Consider the following 15,940-nt stretch of genomic DNA (forward strand, 5'->3'; position numbering starts at 1 on the left):
GCCGCGGCCCACCTGGGCGCTGGTGGCGTGCGGCGCCCTGGCCCAGCCGGCCGCCGCGATCGCCGAGCGGCGCGGGTGGCCGGTGGAGGTCCATCCGCTGCCTCCCCTGCTGCACAACCAGCCCCAGCTCATCGCCGACGAGGTCCGCGCCCTCGCCGAGCGGCTGCTGGCCACGGGCCGCCGCGTCGCGGTCGGGTACGCCGACTGCGGCACCTATGGCGCGCTCGACGAGGTCTGCCGCGACCTGGCGGTCGAGCGGCTGCCGGGTCTGCACTGCTACGACGTGCTCGCGGGGCCCGAACGCCTGGCACGCTTCTTCGAGGAGCAGCCGGGGACCTACGTTCTCACCGACTTCCTGGTCCGCTCCTTCGCGCGCACGGTGCTGCGCGAGCTCGGCCTGGACCGCTACCCCGAGCTGCGCGACGACTACTTCGGCACCTACACGCGGGTGGTCTGGCTCGCGCAGGAGCCGGACGACGAGCTGCGCGGGCTGGCCGAGCAGGCCGCGGCGGCGATCGGGCTGCCGCTCACCGTCGTCGACACCGGCCATGCCGGTCTGGAGTCGGCGCTCGCGGGACTGCTCACGCCTCCAGCCGGCTGAGCCAGTCCCGGCGCCAGGCCTCGGTCTCCGCGACCTGGTTGAAGGTGTACAGGTGCAGGCCCGTGACCCGCATCTGAGGCACGCCCAGGGTCGGGGCGCACCTCTCCACGAACGACTCGCCGGAGAACCCGCCGGGCGCGACGAGCCGTGCCATCAGCCCCTTCTGCTTGGCGAGGAACCGGGTGGAGTCGCCCACGCCGATCTTGGTGGCCATGCCGAGCAGCTTCGTACGCTCGACCGGGCCGGGCACGCCGAGCAGCAGCGGCAGCTCCACGCCGCGCCGCCGCACCCGCTGGAGCCAGTCCTTGATGACCGCGGGGTCGAAGGTCAGGTTGCTGACGATGTACGTCGCGTGCTTGCGCTTGTCCCACATCGACTGCACCGTGAGGTCGTCGTCGATGGTCGGATGGCTCTCGGGGTAGCCCGTCACGCCCACCTGTGCGAACGGGCTGCCGATCGCGGTGAGGTCCTCCAGCATCGAGATCGCGTCCTTGTAGTCGCCGACCGGGTCGGCGTCCCCGGCGGGCACGAAGACGTTGGCGATGCCGGCAGCGCCGAGACGGGCGGCCAGCTCCTCGAGCTCGGCGCGTCCGCTCACCATCCGGGCCGCCAGGTGCGGAACGACCGTGTAGCCGGCCGCCGCCAGCCGCTCGGCCGTGCCGACGGTGCGCTCCAGCCCCATGGACGGGGACGCGGTCACCGTCAGCGGCACCGTGGTCGGCACGGAGTCCAGGACCTTCGCCTCGACCGTGGCGGTCGGAAGGATCTCGTAGCGCGCGTTGCCGAGCAGTCGCCGGACGGTGGCACGATCGCTGTTGCGCATGAAGGAACTCTTTTCGTAATACGCACCGACCGTGCCAGAGTAGTCGGCCGCGCCCGGCGACGCCAGAGCGCTGACGGGGTTCGATCGCACGCGCACCCGCGGCTCGTCCCGCGGTCGACCGCCCGGCTCAGTCCTCGCCGCGCATCCGCGCCCAGCGCGCGCGCAGCGCGGCGGCACGGTGGGCGTTGCCGCGCAGCTGGACATAGCGCTCGCCGTACACCCACAGCAGGGCGTCGTCGAGGCGGCGGACCGCTCCGGGCGGGTAGCGATAGCCCATCCGCTCCCGCAGGGTGTCGTCGTCGACGGAGCGCAGCGCCTCGCCGAGCGCCGCCAGGGAGGTGATCCCGAGCTCGAGGACCAGGGCCGAGATCCAGGCGTAGTGGTCGGTGCGCGACCAGCCGGCGTCGGCGTACTGCCCGGCGAGGAAGGCGGCCAGCTCACGCGGGCTGATCCGCGGGTCCTCCCCCTCGAGCTCGTCGTCCTCGTCGACGTCGTCGGCCTCCGTCGGGCCCTCGCGCAGGAGGTCGCGGATCGTGGAGAACTCGCGGTCGGCGAGCTCGAGGAGCCCGGCGGCGAGGGTGAAGCGCCGATCGAGCTCGAGGACGTGCTCGGCGGGGACCGTGCCCTTGTAGCGGATGTCGTGCTCGAACTCCGCCCAGGCGTGCTGGAGCACGGTCCGGATCTGGATCGAGGCCTGGTGGCCCTGCAGCACGTCCTCCGGATCGTGACCGCCGGGCGCCAGGCCGACGACCAGATGCCGGCTGGAGTAGCCGAACCGCCCCTCGTTGGCCGTCTCCTGGCCCAGGTCGCGGTCGTCGTGGACGACGACCTGGTCGTCGAGGAGGTCGACGACGGCCTGCACGTCGCTGTGGACGTAGGTGATCACGCGGACCCCGACCTGGTCGGTGATCTCGCGCAGCGGGTCGGCGTACAGCGGACGGCCCGCGACGGTGCGCGCCGCCTTGGCCGCGAAGGACGAGACCGACTTCGTGCGCCCGGTGACGGTCAGGTAGTTGATGCCGGCCTCGTCGAGGATGGACGTCACCAGCTGGACGAAGCCGTCGGTCACCCGGCGCAGCCCGGGCTCCAGCTCCGCGTAGCGACGCACCGCGGCACCGATGTCGGTGCTCGCCGCGGCGTCGCGCGCCGGCCGGGGCGCCGGGACGAGGTCCGCGGGCAGGGTCGGGGTGACGATGTAGCCGGTCTCCAGGTCGCCATAGGTCGTGGTGTCCTCCGGCCGCCGCTCGGCGAACAACGCGACGTAGGCGCAGACCACCGCGTCGACCTGGTCCTCCACGACCCGCAGCTCGCTCTTGCGGGTCGCCGTCTCCGTCGCCGAGCGCAGGGACAGCCAGGCCGGGACGCCCCCGACGTGGAGCGGCGGCTCGGCGGCCGCGAGGCCCTCGAGCAACCCGAGCAGCACGAGGAGGTCGGCGCGCAGCTGTTCGAGGTCGCGGCCCGGCTTGTTCTTGTACTTCAGCGTCCGCCCCAGCCGGAACAGGGCGACGGTGGCCGGGTGCGGGTAGACCTCGATGGCCCGACGGGGGCGTCGCGAGCGCGGGTTGATGTCGAGACCCAGCAGCGCCGCGACCCGTGCGGCACGGGGCTGGTCGCGGAACTCCGGCTTGCCCGTGTTGGAGGGATGCGCGCCGGCGTCGAAGCGGGCGAAGTCCTTGTTGAGAGCGGCCTCCGCGGGTCGGTTGCCTGTCGCGTTGGCCACCACGATCGGGGCGTCGATCGCGACGAGGCAGTCCTCCTCCACGTAGGACGCCAGCGCGGCGACGATCTCGGCGTCGGTCCGCACGGCCGCCACGGCGCGCAGGTGGCCCTCGGCGTCGAGGACGGCCAGGCCGGTGGGCCTGCGCTCGCCCCAGGCGAGGTCGACTCCGACGAAGTGCATGCGCACGACCCTAGCGACCCGGGCGCCCGCGCTCGCTGGGTGAACGGGAGGTGAACGTGGCACGATGCCGCGGTGAACTCACCGGCCGTCGCGCTCTGGCGCCTCCTCGTCGCCGCCAGCGCGGCGACGGGAGTCGTCCTCGCCGCCCGGCAGTACGACGTGTGGTGGACCGCGCTGTCCCAGCTGTCCAACCTGGCCGTGGCCGGGTGCTTCGTCGGGCTGGCCCTGCGCGAGCCCCGCTCCCCCTGGCTGCGGGGCTCCCTGACCACCGTGATGGTGCTCGTCGGCCTCGCCTACGTGCCGATGCAGAACGGCAACCTCCTGCAGGCCTGGTCCCTGTTCGAGCACGTGCTCACCCCGACCCTGGTCGTCCTGGACTTCGTGCTGGTGGGCCGCAACCACCACCAGGTCCGGTGGTGGCACCCGCTGACCTGGCTGGCGCCGCCGGCGGCGTACCTGGGCTGGTACGTCGGCGCGGACCTCGGGGTGTACGCCGCCCTGGACGCCGGGCGGCCCGCCGAGTTCGGGCAGCGGGTCGCGGTCCTGCTCGGGCTGCTGCTGGTGACCGGCTTCGCGCTCTACCGGTTCGGATCCACCAGGACGCCGCCGCGCTTGTAGGCGCGCAGCAGGGGCGTCGCGCCGACCCGCTCCGCACCGCCGGCCCAGGCGGGGTCGGTGAGCAGCGACCGGAGGCCGTCGACGTCCGGCGTGGTCACGTCCACCAGCAGCTGGCCGTCGCCGCCGACGAAGGCGCAGTAGCGCACGAGCGGCGAGGCGACGAGTGCCTTGCCAACCTCCTCGACCCTCGCCGGGTGGACCCGCACCCACAGCAGGGTCTCCACGGGCAGCCCGAGCAGGGCGGGCTCGACGACGGCGCGGATCCGCAGCGCCCCGCGGCCGAGCAGCTGCTCGACCCGGCGCCGCGCCGTGGCGTCGGAGCACCCGAGCAGCTCCGCGATGTCCTGGAGCGGGGTGCGGCCGTCGGCGACGAGGGCGTCGAGCAGGCGCTGCTCACCCTCGTCGAGCTCGAACGCGGTCTCCGGCGAGAAGGGCTCCGTCGAGGCGACCGCCCCGAGGGCGTCGCCCTCCTCCGCGCTCAGCAGGCCCGGGGACCACTCCGCCACGGTGCGGAAGTACAGCAGAGCAGGGTCGGCCCGCACCTCCTCGACTCCGTCGAGTGCCGGCAGCTCGTCGAGGACGAGGCCGGCCAGGGTGTCGTACGGCGTCATCACCTCGGCGACGATCTCCGGTGCCCGGCCGACGGCGTACACGAAGATCGTGTCGCGGCGGGCCGCGACCGCCGCCGCGACCGAGGCGACCGCTCCGGACCGGCAGCGCAGGCGCACGATGTGCGTCGGGCTGGTGTTCGGCAGGCCCACGACCTGCACCGTGCGGTCCTCGAGGAGCGCCGCCCCCCGGCGCGCCACCGTGCGGACCGGCTCGCCGAGCACCTCCGCGATCCGGCGCCACGAGGCACGACCGTCGACCTGCAGGGCTCCGACGATCCGCCGCGACAGGGGGTCCAAGGGGGCACTCGACACGGGGCCAGTATCCGGCACGACCGCGCCGATCACGCCCGCGACGGCCCGCACGATCATGAATGCCTCACCACTTGGCTCATTCTAGTTACTTTTCCGAATCTGTTGACCTAGATCGGCAGTACGCCGCAGACTGTGGCTCAAACGCCTGTGCTCCGCGTCACGTTCGCGGGCCCCCATCCGAAGGAGCCACCGTGGTCGACGACCTCACCCGTGCCCGTGCCCGCGAGCTGGTCGAGGGCCAGCAGCGCGGCGACTTCTCCGCGCGCGAGGTGCTCGCCGCCCACCTCGATCGGATCGACCGGGTCAACCCCGTGGTCAACGCCCTCGTGACCATCGACCGCGAGGGTGCCGAGGCGGCGGCCGCCGCCGCCGACGCGGAGACCGCACGCCGCCGTGCCGAGGGCCGGCCGCTGCGGCCGCTGCACGGCGTGCCGATCGCGTTCAAGGACACCCATGCGACAGCCGGCATGCGGACGACCTACGGCTCGCCGCTGCACCGGGAGCACGTCCCCGCCGCCGACGACGAGGTCGTGCGGCGCATCGCGGACGCCGGCGCGGTGCGGGTCGGCAAGACCAACGTGCCGGAGTTCGCGGCCGGGTCGCACACCTTCAACGAGGTCTTCGGCGCGACGCACAACCCCTACGCCGTCGGTCGCACCGCCGGTGGCAGCAGCGGCGGCGCCGCGGCGGCGCTCGCGGCCGGCTTCCAGCCGGTCGCCGACGGCAGCGACATGGGCGGCTCCCTGCGCAACCCCGCCTCCATGTGCAACGTGGTCGGCCTGCGGCCCACGCCGGGACGGATCGCCGACCCGGCCACCGGCATGGCGTTCACCCCCCTCGCCGTGTCCGGCCCGATGGGGCGCACCGTGGACGACACGGCCCTGCTGCTCGGCGTGATGGCCGGCCCCCACCGCGACGACCCCCTCTCCGATCACGGCGGCGACTTGGCCGCCGAGCTCGCGGGGGGCGTCGACCCGGTCGACCTGCGCGGGCTGCGCGTCGCGTGGGCACCCACCCTGGGCGAGCGGGTCACCGTGGAGCGCCAGGTGCTCGACGTCCTGGAGCCCGCGGTGAAGGTCTTCGCCGGCCTGGGCGCCGACGTCGAGGAGGCGTGCCTGGACCTCGACGGCTCCGACGACGCCTTCCGCACCCTGCGCGCCGCCGAGTTCGACCTCCTCTGGGGCGAGCTGCTCGACGAACGGCCCGCGGACCTCAAGCCCGACCTCGCCTGGAACATCCGCGAGGGCAGGCGGCTCTCCGGCCGCGACGTGATGCGGGCCTTCGCGGAGGTCACCCGGCTGCACCGCGCCGCCCACACCTTCTTCGACGAGTACGACGTCCTGCTGGCCCCGGTCAGCCAGGTCGCGCCGTTCCCGGTCGAGATCCCCTGGCCGACGGACATCGAGGGCTCGGTCCAGCACACCTATCTGGACTGGATGGCCGCCAGCTACCTGCTCACCCCCCTGGGCGTTCCTGCCATCTCAGTGCCCGCGGGGTTCACGCCCGACGGTCTCCCGGTCGGTCTCCAGATCGTCACCCGGGCCCGGACCGAGTCCACCCTGCTCGGCATCGCTGCAGCATTCGAAGCAGCGACCGGCCACGGCCGCTGCGCCCCTCGCCTCCCGGAGGTCCTCTCGTGAACCCGTCCACCCCGCCCCTGGCGTGCCCACGGCGCCTCGCCATCGCCGCCGTGCCCATCGCCGGCTTCCTCTCGACGCCACTGCTGCCCTTCGTGAACGGCCCGCAGCTGTGGTTCGGCGTCCCCTCCGTGCTGGTGTGGACGGCCATCTGGGTCGTCGGCACGGTCGTGGCGCTGCAGGTCGTCGAGGCCGACTACCGCCGCGACGGCGGAGCCCAGGCCGACGCCGCCGAGCAGGCCGCCGGCGGCGACGAGGGGAGCGGGCGATGATCCTGACCACCGCCATCATCCTCGGCATCGTCGCGCTGGGCGCGCTCGGCATGAGCGGGCGGCGCAGCACGACCATGGCCGACTGGACCGTCAGCGGGCGCGGCTTCCCGCGGTGGACCTCCTGGTTCCTGCAGGCCGGCGAGTCCCTGACGACCTTCAGCTTCCTCGGCCTGGCCGGCATCGCCTTCGGGGGCGGCGTCGTGGGCGTCTTCGCCCTGGCGTACCTGTCCATCTCCGCCATCGGCCTCTACTTCGTCGCACCGCGGATCCGGCAGCTGGGCCAGGAGCGGCGCTACCTGACCCAGGCCGACTTCTTCGCCGACCGCTTTGGCAGCCCGGTCCTCGGCAAGGTCGCCGCGGTCGTCGGCGCGGTCTTCCTGCTCCCCTACCTGCAGCTGCAGATCACCGGCCTCGGCCTGATCGTCGAGCTCGCCACGGGCAGCGCCGCGGGACGCGGGCTCTCGATGGTCGTCGCCAGCGCCCTGGTCGTCGTCTTCGTCGTCTGGTCGGGCATCCGCGGGATCGCGCGGGTGGCCATGGTCAAGGACGTCCTGATGATCGCGGCACTGCTCGTCGTCGTGGGCGGCGCCGTCTTCGGCATCGCCGGCATCCCCGAGTCCTTCGCCCACATCCACAGCGTCGGACCGCAGCTGCTCGACTTCAGCCAGCCGGGCTGGGACACGACCTTCTTCCTGACCGCGGTGGTGGTCACCGGGATCGGTGCGGGCCTCAACACCTTCCCGCACCTGTGGCCGCCGGTGCTGGCCGCCAAGTCCGGCGAGGTGCTGCGCAGCAACTACAAGTGGCTCGCCCTCTACCAGCTCATGCTCTTCGCCCCGATCCTCGTCGGCCTCATCGCCACCCAGGAGCTCGCGGCGGGCACCGCCGGCAACCACGTCCTGCTCGACACCGCGAACGCCACCCTCCCGCAGTGGCTCGTCGCCGTCGTCGCCATCGCGGGAGCCTCGGCCGCCATGGTCCCTGCGGCCGCGATCGCGATGGGCATCTCCTCCCTGGTGTCGACCAACCTCGTGTCGGTCCGCGAGTCGCTCCGGCTGCGGGTCAACACCTTGTTCGTCGTCCTCGCGATCGTGCTCTCCCTCGGCTTCGGCCTGGCGAACTCCGACATCGCCTCGCTCCTGCTGCTGACCTACGGCGGGCTGACCCAGATGGCCCCGGCCACCCTGCTGGGCCTGCGCCGGCGCGTCACCGTCGGCGCCGTGCCGGTGCTCCTGGGCATGGTGGTCGGCGTCGCCACGGTCGCGTGGATCACCTTCTTCGAGGTACCGGTCGGCAGCTGGGACTCCGGCCTGATCGCGCTCGCGCCGAACCTGGTCGTCCTGGTCGTGGCGGAGGCCGTGCGCCGCGCACGCCACGGCACCCGCGTCGAGACACAGCAGCCCGCCGCCGCCTCGGTCTGAGCACGGCCCCTCGCGGCGCAGTGCATCGGTTCTGCCGATGCACTGCGCCAAAAGGATTCGTTTGCCAGAGGACCCGGCTCGTCACGACGATGGGTGGTGCGCCTCACACCCATTGGAGAAGAACCATGACCGACCAGTCCGTCGTCGAGAAGCACACCATCGGCTACGTCCCACCGGAGGACCGCCACGGCAAGGTCCGCGACCTGTTCACCCTGTGGTTCGGGACGAACATCGCCCCCCTGCCCGTCGTCACCGGCGCCGCCGGCGTCACCGTCTTCGGCCTCGACCTCTTCTGGTGCGTCGTCGCCATCGTCGTCGGACACCTCGTCGGCGGCGTCTTCATGGCCCTGCACTCGGCGCAGGGACCGCAGATGGGCATCCCGCAGATGATCCAGAGCCGCGGCCAGTTCGGCTCGTACGGCGCGCTGATCGTCGTGGTGATCGCGGCGGTGATGTACCTGGCCTTCTTCGCCTCGAACATCGTGCTCGCCGGGCAGTCGCTGCACGGGATCGCCGACCCGGTCCCCGTCGAGGCGGGCATCGTCCTCGGCGCGTTGGGATCCGGCCTGATCTGCGTGATCGGCTACAAGTTCATCCACGCGCTCAACAAGGTCGCCACCTGGGTGCTCGGCGTCGGCATCGTGCTCGGCACCGCCGCGATCTTCGTGTCCGGCCTGCCTGCCGGCTTCTGGACCCAGGGCGGCTACACCACCGCGGGCTTCCTCGCGACCGTCTCGCTCGCCGCCCTGTGGCAGATCGCCTTCGCGCCCTACGTCTCGGACTACTCGCGCTACCTCCCGGCCGACGTCGGCGTGCGGGCCACCTTCAACGCCACCTACCTCGGCTGCACCCTCGGCTCGATCCTGCCGTTCGTCTTCGGCGCCATCGTCGCGCTGGCGATGAAGCCCGGCATCGACGTGATGACCGGCGTGCGCGACACGACGGGTGCGTTCGGCACCCCGCTGCTCGTGCTCTTCCTGCTGTCGGTGATCAGCCACAACGCGCTCAACCTCTACGGCACGGTGCTCTCGGTCATCACCTGTGTGCAGACCTTTGTGGCGCGCTGGATCCCCACCGCCCGCAGCCGGGTCGTGCTGTCCGTCGCGGTGATGGTCGCGTCGACCTACTTCGCGATCGGCGTCTCCGGCGACTTCATCTCCCACTTCGTCGACATCGTCCTCGCCCTGCTGGTCGTGCTCGTGCCGTGGACCGCCATCAACCTGATCGACTTCTACCTGATCCACCGCGGCAACTACGACATGGACTCGATCTTCGCGGCCGACGGCGGCATCTACGGACGGTTCAACGGCCAGGCGATCCTCGCGTACGTGATCGGCATCGCGGTCCAGATCCCGTTCATGAACACCCCGCTCTACGCCGGCACCGTCGCCGACGAGCTCGGCGGAGCCGACCTGAGCTGGATCATCGGCCTCGTCGCGACCGGCCCGGTCTACTACTTCCTGGCCCGTGGCCGGAAGCTGGCCCCGAGCGAGCTGGCGCCCGCCGTCACCGCCTGACCGCTCCCCTGCCGACGGGCAGGTCGCACCGGAGGGGAGGAGATCCTGCGGGATCCCTACTCCGGGCGGCCTGCCCGTCGGCGTGCCACGCGCACCGAGGAGCGGACGAAGGCCTGGGCACGCGCGGTCAGCCGGACCCCCTTCATCGAGGCGACCACGATCTCCAGCGGGTCGACCGGGTCGCTGATCTCGAGCGTGACGACCTCGGCCCCGTCGTACGTCGTGCGGCTGGCCGGACGCTGGTTGAGGACCGACCAGCCCTGACCGTTGGCCACCATCGCCCGTACGGTCTCGAAGCCCGCGGTGCGGTGGCGGATCTGCGGACGGAAGCCCGCGGACGCGGCGATCCGCTCGAGATAGGGCCCGCTGTGCGGCAGGTCCAGCAGGACCATGGGGTCGTCCGCGAGCTCCGCGAGGGCGACCCGCTTGCGACGCGCGAGCCGGTGGCCCTTGCCGACCAGGACATAGGGCGCCGCGAGGCCGATCCGCACGTGGTCGATGTCGTCGTCCAGGTCGTAGCCGTACATCAGGGCCAGCTCGCACCGGCCGGAGCGCAGCGCGTGCTTGAGAGCCGCGTGCTCGTCCTCGACGACCGAGACCCGGATGCCCGGATGGTCCGCCTCGCACGCGGCCAGCAGCCGCGGCAGCTCGAAGGGACCGAGGGTGGTGAAGCAGCCGACCACCAGCTCACCGACGAGTGCCTGGCCTGCGGAGCGGGCCACCTCGACCAGCTCGCTGGTGTGGACGAGATAGCTGCGCAGCTCGCGGTAGAACTCCTCGCCCGCGGCGGTGAGGGTGAGGCCCCGCGCGTGGTGGCGGAGCAGCAGCTGGACGCCGAGCTCCTTCTCCAGCTGGGCCACGGCCGTCGAGACCGCCGACTGGGAGACCATGAGCTGCCGCGATGCGGCCGTCATGCTGCCTTGCTCGGCAGCGGCGGCGAAGTACCGCAGCTGGGTCAGGGTGAAGGCGGGTTCGGCCATGCGGCCATCCTGCCGCAGCTCACGCGTCGCTGCCGCCGGACGCGTCGAGGTTCGCGAGCGTCTCGGGCTCCAGCAGCGCATCGAGGATCTCCGGGTCGACGCCACCGGTGGCCAGCGCCAGCGCGCGGACGTCGCCCGCACCGCTCAGCGCGGCCTTGGCGATCTCCGCCGACCTCGCGTAGCCCAGCAGCGGCGTGAGCGCCGTGGCCAGGCCGGCGTTGGCGGCGGCCGCCGCCGCGAGTTTGGGGCCGTCGACGTCGATGCCGTCCACGCACAGCTCGCGCAAGGCGTCGAAGGCGGCGGCGGCCCAGTCGAAGCCCTGGAGCAGGCCGTGCCCCATCACCGGCTCGAAGGCGTTGAGCTGCAGCTGGCCCGCCTCCGCGGCCATCGTCACGGTGACATCGGTGCCGATCACCCAGAAGGCGACCTGGTTGACCATCTCCGGGATGACCGGGTTCACCTTGCCGGGCATGATGCTGGAGCCCGCCTGGCGCGCCGGCAGCCGGAGCTCGCCGAAGCCGGCCTGCGGACCGGAGCCGAGCAGCCGGAGGTCGTTGCAGATCTTCGAGACCTTCACCACGATGCGCTTCAGCACGCCGGAGACCTGGACGAACGCGCCGGTGTCGCTCGTCGCCTCGACGAGGTCCCCGGCCCCGACCACCGGCAGTCCGGTGATCTCGGCGAGATGGCGGACCGCTCGCCGGCGATAGTCGGGATGGGCCGTGATGCCGGTGCCGATGGCCGTCGCGCCGAGGTTGATCTCGCACAGCAGCGCGCGCGAGTCCGCCAGGCGGGCCAGCTCCTCGCGCAGGGTGACCGCGAACGCGCCGAGCTCCTGCCCGACGGTCATGGGCACCGCGTCCTGCAGCTGGGTCCGGCCGATCTTGGGCACCGAGCGGAAGGCGACGGCCTTCGCGGCGAAGGCGTCGGCCAGGCGCGCCGTGGCCTCCGACAGGCGGTCGATCGCCGCCACGAGGGCGAGGCGTACGGCGGTCGGGTACACGTCGTTGGTCGACTGGCAGCGGTTCACGTGGTCGAGCGGGTCGATCTCGTCGTACCTGCCCCGCGGCAGCCCGAGGACCTCGAGCGCGCGGTTGGCGATCACCTCGTTGGCGTTCATGTTCGTCGACGTTCCGGCGCCGCCCTGGATGACGTCGACGACGAACTGGTCGTCGAGCAGCCCGAGGCGGACCTCCTCCGCCGCGGCGGCGATCGCGTCGTACCGGCGGTCGTCGAGCAGCCCGAGGTCGTGGTTGGCCCGGGCGGCCGCGGCCTTGACCGCGCCGAGGGCGGCCACCAGCGTCCGGTGGCTGCCGACCGGCGTGCCGCTGACGGGGAAGTTGGTCAGCGCCCGCGCGGTGTGCACGCCCCAGTAGGCGGCCGCCGGGACCTCGTGGGGGCCGAGCGAGTCGTGCTCGGTGCGGGTGAGCGAGAGCTCTGCGGTCATGGTGCGGTCGTCTCCTCGACGACGTCGAGCGCGGTCCAGGCCAGCGCGGTCGCGGCGTCGAGGAGCGCCTCCTCGGCGTCCCCGCCGACGCAGTGCGCGGCGAACTCGGGCTGGTGGTTGAGGGCGGAGCCGGAGTTGATCCCGACGTAGGGGTGGATCGCGTTCACGACCTGGGACACGTTGCCCATGTCGGTGGACGCGCGGTTCATCCGGCGGGCTGGCGAGTGGTCGTCGAAGACGCGACCCAGCTCCTCCGCGTTGCGCCGGTACGACGCCAGCGCGGGCGCGAAGGTGCGGAACTCGGCGTAGGGCTTGCTCTCGGGAGTCACCGTGAGAGTTGCTCCGGTGGCGAGGGCCCCGGCCTCGAAGCAGCGCCAGACCCGCTCCTCGGTCTCGGCGAGCTGGGCCAGGCTCTCCGCCCGGACGTACCAGCGCCCCTCGGTGCGGGCGGGGATGGCGTTGGGCGCCTCTCCCCCGTTGGTCATCACGCCGTGGACCCGCACGCTCGGCGGGAGCTGCTGGCGGAGCAGGCCGACGGCCACCTGGGCGATCGTGAAGGCGTCGGCGGCGTTCACGCCCTGCTCGGGGTACGCCGCCGCGTGGGCCGCCTTGCCGCGGTACTCCACGTGCGAGTGGGACACGGCGAAGGGCTCCGCCTCCGCCACGTCCACCGGGGCGGGATGGGCCATCATCGCCAGGTCCAGCCCGGCGAAGGCACCCCGCTCGAGCAGCTCGATCTTGCCGCCCCCGCCCTCCTCGGCCGGGGTGCCGTAGACCTCGATGGTCAGCCCCGTCGCGTCGGCGAGCGGCGCGAGGGCGCGAGCCGCACCGACGGTGATCGCCGAGATCAGGTTGTGGCCGCAGGCGTGGCCTAGGCCCGGCAGGGCGTCGTACTCCGCGCACAGGCCGAGCCGGAACGGGCCGGAGCCGTAGGTCGCGAGGAAGGCGGTCTCCAGCCCGAGATAGGCCGGCGTCACGGCGAAGCCGGCCTCCTCGAGCGTCTCGGCGACCCAGCGCGAGGAGCGGTGCTCCTCCCAGCCGGTCTCCGGGTGGGCGTGCAGCTGCTCGGAGAGCCGCACGAGCCGCGCGGCGTCGCGGGCGACCGTCGCCGCGGCGCTCCGCTTCGCCGGGCTCGTCGGTTCCGTCGGGGTCGTCGGGGCCATCGGTCACTCGTCCCCGGGGACGCCGTACGACGGGGCGGCGGTCGGGTCCAGGCCGCGGGTCACGTAGTCGTCGCGCTGCGGCAGCCACACGTCCAGCAGCGAGCGCAGCTCGGCGATCGGCTCCTCGCTCCAGTCGACGCGCAGGTCGGTGACCCGCCAGGCGACGTCGCGGACGACGGAGAGCCCGGCGGAGTGCAGCGGACCCGCCTCGCCACCTGCCGCGAGACCGGCCTCGAGGGCGGCGATCAGCCGCTCCTCGAGCTCCCCACCCGCCGCGGCGAAGGCGGCGACGACGCTGTCGACGACCTCCGGCGCGGCGAGCAGGTTGCCGGCGGCGACCACGTCGGGCGCAACGACGTGGTGGTGCACGCCGAGGGAGCCTGCGCCGCTGAACGCGGCACCCGCCCCGTCGAGTCCGAGCACCGTCAGCTGCCGGTGCTCGATGTGCTGGCGGTCCTGGGTGACGGCGGCGAGGGCCGCCCGCGCGTCGAGACCACTCGCCAGCGCGTCGAGCAGCTCGGTGCCCAGGCGCGGGTCGGTGATGTTCTGCGACGACGCGCCTCCGACGCCGGGGCGCAGGTGGATGCACCGGGCGGCGACGGCCGGGCTGGACGAGGTGACCGCGATCCCGACGGCGCCCGTGCCGTCGGTGCCGAGCACGGAGAAGGTCACGCGACCACCGCGATGGCGTCGACCTCGACCAGCCACTCGGGCCGGGCCAGGGCGGAGACGACGATGCCGGTCGAGATCGGGTGGACGCCCCGGGTCCACCGGCCGATCGTGCGGTAGACGGTCTCGCGGTAGCGCGGGTCGACGATGTAGATGGTGAGCTTGACCAGGTGCTCCATCCGGGCCCCCGCCTCCTCCAGGAGCATCTTGATGTTCGCCATCGCCTGCTCGGTCTGCGCCTCCACGTCGCCGATGCCGACCGACTCGCTGGTGTCGAGGTCCTGTCCGATCTGGCCGCGGACGTAGACGGTGTCGCCGGCACGGACCGCCTGGCACAGGTCGTTGTCGAGGTTCTGCTCCGGATACGTGTCCCGCGTGTTGAAGGGGCGGATGCGGGTGTGGCCGCCGACGACGATGCTCATGGACCCAGTGGACCGGAAGCCCGGTCATGTGTCCAACAGATCTTTCCGAAGTCTTGCATCTGGCGACGCGATGTCTCGTCGATGGGTGCTCATTGCATCGACGGATCAGATGTCTTAGGCCGACAACATCTGTTGGACACGGGGTTCGCGGAGCCGGAGGATCGACGGGAGAAACCCGTGGAGCGAGGCACTGAGAGTGAGGTTGGGATGTCGGACCAAGAGGTGGAGGTCGTCGTCGTCGGCGCCGGACAGGCCGGCGTGGCGATGAGCGAGCACCTGAGCGACAACGGCGTTCCGCACCTCGTGCTCGAGCGCGACCGGATCGCGGAGCGCTGGCGGACGATGCGATGGGACTCCCTCGTCGCGAACGGGCCGGCCTGGCACGACCGCTTCCCGGGCATGGAGTTCCAGGACGTCGACGGCGACGCCTTCGCGACCAAGGACCAGGTCGCGACGTACTTCGAGGCCTACGCCGAGAAGATCAACGCCCCCATCCGCACCGGCGTCGACGTGACCTCGGTGACCCGCAACGAGGGACGCCCGGGCTTCCGCGTGGAGACCTCCGACGGGGTCATCGACGCCCGGTACGTCGTCGCCGCCACGGGGCCGTTCCAGCGCCCCGTCATCCCGCCGATCGTGCCGGACGGCGCGACGGTTGCGCAGATCCACTCCAGCGACTATCGCAACCCCGACCAGCTGCCCGACGGCGCGGTCCTCGTCGTGGGCGCGGGCTCCTCGGGCGTGCAGATCGCCGACGAGCTGCGGCGCTCGGGTCGCGAGGTCTTCCTCTCCGTCGGACCCCACGACCGCCCGCCCCGCAGCTACCGCGGCCGCGACTTCTGCTGGTGGCTGGGCGTCCTCAACCTGTGGGACCTCGAGACGCCGCCCGCCGGCGCGGAGCACGTGACCATCGCCGTCAGCGGCGCCCGTGGCGGGCACACCGTCGACTTCCGCGCGCTCGAGGCGATCGGCATCCAGCTGGTCGGGATGACCGACACCTTCGCCGACGGGGTGCTGCGCTTCCGCGAGGACCTCGCCGAGAACATCACCCGCGGCGACCTCAACTACCTCGCCCTCCTCGACGCCGCGGACGCCTACGTCGAGCGCAACGGACTGGACCTGCCCGAGGAGCCGCAGGCGCGGATCCTCGGCCCCGATCCGCAGGCCGCCCGGGAGCCGCTTCTCGCCCTCGACCTCGCCGCGGCCGGCGTGACGTCGATCGTGTGGGCCACCGGCTTCGCGCTCGACTACGGCTGGCTCCAGGTCGATGCCTTCGACGAGGCCGGCCGCCCCCAGCACCGCCGCGGCGTCTCCTCTGAGCCCGGGGTCTACTTCCTCGGCCTGCCGTGGCTCTCGCGTCGCGGGTCCAGCTTCATCTGGGGGGTCTGGCACGACGCCAAGCACATCGCCGGCCACATCGCCACGCAGCGCAGCTATCTCACCCACGGCGGCTGACGGCGCCGCCGTACCGCAGCAGAAAGCACCGCACCCCGGGCCTCACACGGAGACCCGGGGTGCGGCTTCCTGCCCCAGCTGGCACGGTTGCG

15 protein-coding genes are annotated in these 15,940 nt (G+C 72.6%); 7 read left to right on the forward strand and 8 right to left on the reverse strand.

Annotated elements, in window-relative coordinates; genetic code table 11:
* The first annotated feature begins 22 nt into the window (after window positions 1-22).
* Window positions 23-601, forward strand: coding sequence for a DUF1638 domain-containing protein (locus ACJ5H2_RS12480; RefSeq protein ID WP_408895721.1), 579 nt, complete (start codon window positions 23-25; stop codon window positions 599-601).
* Here the strand turns inward: ACJ5H2_RS12480 and ACJ5H2_RS12485 are convergent.
* Complete coding sequence (locus tag ACJ5H2_RS12485) at window positions 582-1,424, reverse strand: methylenetetrahydrofolate reductase (protein ID WP_408895722.1); 843 nt, start codon at window positions 1,422-1,424, stop codon at window positions 582-584. The genes ACJ5H2_RS12480 and ACJ5H2_RS12485 overlap by 20 nt on opposite strands.
* Before the next feature lie 127 nt (window positions 1,425-1,551).
* Window positions 1,552-3,324: a DUF429 domain-containing protein gene (locus ACJ5H2_RS12490; protein ID WP_408895723.1), complete on the reverse strand. Its 1,773-nt coding sequence runs from the start codon at window positions 3,322-3,324 to the stop codon at window positions 1,552-1,554.
* 72 nt (window positions 3,325-3,396) lie between these two features.
* On the opposite strand from ACJ5H2_RS12490, the gene ACJ5H2_RS12495 reads away from it, so the two are divergent.
* On the forward strand, window positions 3,397-3,942 hold the full coding sequence (locus ACJ5H2_RS12495; RefSeq protein ID WP_408895724.1) for a hypothetical protein: 546 nt from the start codon (window positions 3,397-3,399) through the stop codon (window positions 3,940-3,942).
* Here ACJ5H2_RS12495 and ACJ5H2_RS12500 read toward each other — a convergent pair.
* Complete coding sequence (locus ACJ5H2_RS12500; RefSeq protein WP_408895725.1) at window positions 3,903-4,922, reverse strand: AsnC family transcriptional regulator; 1,020 nt, start codon at window positions 4,920-4,922, stop codon at window positions 3,903-3,905. The two genes, ACJ5H2_RS12495 and ACJ5H2_RS12500, sit on opposite strands and share 40 nt — an antisense overlap.
* 134 nt (window positions 4,923-5,056) lie before the next feature.
* On the opposite strand from ACJ5H2_RS12500, the gene ACJ5H2_RS12505 reads away from it, so the two are divergent.
* The 4 genes from ACJ5H2_RS12505 (at window position 5,057) to ACJ5H2_RS12520 (ending at window position 9,712) form a co-directional block, all read left to right on the forward strand.
* Entirely contained in the window at window positions 5,057-6,505 is a 1,449-nt protein-coding gene (locus ACJ5H2_RS12505; protein WP_408895726.1) for an amidase family protein, read from the forward strand.
* On the forward strand, window positions 6,502-6,774 hold the full coding sequence (locus ACJ5H2_RS12510; protein ID WP_408895727.1) for a hypothetical protein: 273 nt from the start codon (window positions 6,502-6,504) through the stop codon (window positions 6,772-6,774). Before ACJ5H2_RS12505 ends, ACJ5H2_RS12510 begins: the two co-directional genes overlap by 4 nt.
* Window positions 6,771-8,195: a sodium:solute symporter gene (locus ACJ5H2_RS12515; RefSeq protein WP_408895728.1), complete on the forward strand. Its 1,425-nt coding sequence runs from the start codon at window positions 6,771-6,773 to the stop codon at window positions 8,193-8,195. Before ACJ5H2_RS12510 ends, ACJ5H2_RS12515 begins: the two co-directional genes overlap by 4 nt.
* Window positions 8,196-8,320: 125 nt before the next feature.
* Entirely contained in the window at window positions 8,321-9,712 is a 1,392-nt protein-coding gene (locus ACJ5H2_RS12520; protein ID WP_408895729.1) for a purine-cytosine permease family protein, read from the forward strand.
* A gap of 56 nt (window positions 9,713-9,768) precedes the next feature.
* Here the strand turns inward: ACJ5H2_RS12520 and ACJ5H2_RS12525 are convergent, their stop codons facing one another.
* Genes ACJ5H2_RS12525 through ACJ5H2_RS12545 form a run of 5 tightly spaced genes read right to left on the reverse strand, consistent with a single transcriptional unit; the run spans window position 9,769 to window position 14,393 of the window.
* Window positions 9,769-10,692 carry a LysR family transcriptional regulator gene (locus ACJ5H2_RS12525; protein ID WP_408895730.1) on the reverse strand — a complete coding sequence of 308 codons (924 nt, stop codon included), beginning with the start codon at window positions 10,690-10,692 and terminating at the stop codon, window positions 9,769-9,771.
* Between the two features lie 19 nt (window positions 10,693-10,711).
* A complete protein-coding gene (locus ACJ5H2_RS12530; protein ID WP_408895731.1) occupies window positions 10,712-12,139 on the reverse strand; it encodes an aspartate ammonia-lyase in 1,428 nt (475 codons plus the stop codon).
* Window positions 12,136-13,302 carry a M20 family metallopeptidase gene (locus ACJ5H2_RS12535; RefSeq protein ID WP_408895732.1) on the reverse strand — a complete coding sequence of 389 codons (1,167 nt, stop codon included), beginning with the start codon at window positions 13,300-13,302 and terminating at the stop codon, window positions 12,136-12,138. Before ACJ5H2_RS12535 ends, ACJ5H2_RS12530 begins: the two co-directional genes overlap by 4 nt.
* 3 nt (window positions 13,303-13,305) lie before the next feature.
* Complete coding sequence (locus ACJ5H2_RS12540; protein WP_408895733.1) at window positions 13,306-13,974, reverse strand: DUF1028 domain-containing protein; 669 nt, start codon at window positions 13,972-13,974, stop codon at window positions 13,306-13,308.
* Complete coding sequence (locus ACJ5H2_RS12545; protein ID WP_408895734.1) at window positions 13,971-14,393, reverse strand: RidA family protein; 423 nt, start codon at window positions 14,391-14,393, stop codon at window positions 13,971-13,973. The genes ACJ5H2_RS12540 and ACJ5H2_RS12545 overlap by 4 nt, the downstream gene beginning before the upstream one ends.
* 207 nt (window positions 14,394-14,600) lie before the next feature.
* On the opposite strand from ACJ5H2_RS12545, the gene ACJ5H2_RS12550 reads away from it, so the two are divergent.
* The gene (locus tag ACJ5H2_RS12550; protein ID WP_408895735.1) at window positions 14,601-15,848 is read left to right on the forward strand and encodes a flavin-containing monooxygenase; all 1,248 of its coding nucleotides are present in this window, start codon (window positions 14,601-14,603) and stop codon (window positions 15,846-15,848) included.
* Window positions 15,849-15,940: the final 92 nt, after the last annotated feature.

This window comes from Nocardioides pymetrozini, from assembly GCF_046058985.1.
In the GTDB taxonomy this organism is placed as follows: Bacteria; Actinomycetota; Actinomycetes; order Propionibacteriales; family Nocardioidaceae; genus Nocardioides.